This is a genomic window from Burkholderia sp. SCN-KJ, assembly GCF_024656005.1.
GTDB lineage: Bacteria > Pseudomonadota > Gammaproteobacteria > Burkholderiales > Burkholderiaceae > Burkholderia.
Genome location: NZ_JANKOG010000114.1, coordinates 1 through 341 on the forward strand (window position 1 = coordinate 1; position 341 = coordinate 341).

At 48.1% G+C, this 341-nt stretch carries 1 tRNA gene; it reads right to left on the minus strand.

The features are described from left to right. Positions 1-242: 242 nt before the first annotated feature. Positions 243-318: transfer RNA gene (locus NQV17_RS37880), tRNA-Ala, on the minus strand. Between the last annotated feature and the right edge of the window lie 23 nt (positions 319-341).

The following is a 341-nucleotide window of genomic DNA, read 5'->3' on the forward strand; positions in this document are numbered from 1 at the left end:
ATTGTGCCGTATTCCAATTGAGTCAAACATAGAGTTCGAATCATCTTGAGATACATCGATACAATCACAACCCGGATAGTTTCCACGTCCATCTCAAGACGCTTCCGCTATCCAAATTACTTACTTCTTCCAGATTGTTAAAGAACGACAGCCGATACATACTACGTATCACTCTGACTGGCTCAATCGCCAATGCAAAATTCTCGGTTCGGCGTGTGAACCAAGCACTTAGCGTTGGTGATTGGTGGAGGCAGACGGGATCGAACCGACGACCCCCTGCTTGCAAAGCAGGTGCTCTCCCAGCTGAGCTATGCCCCCATTGAGTACAGATGACCTCAGGT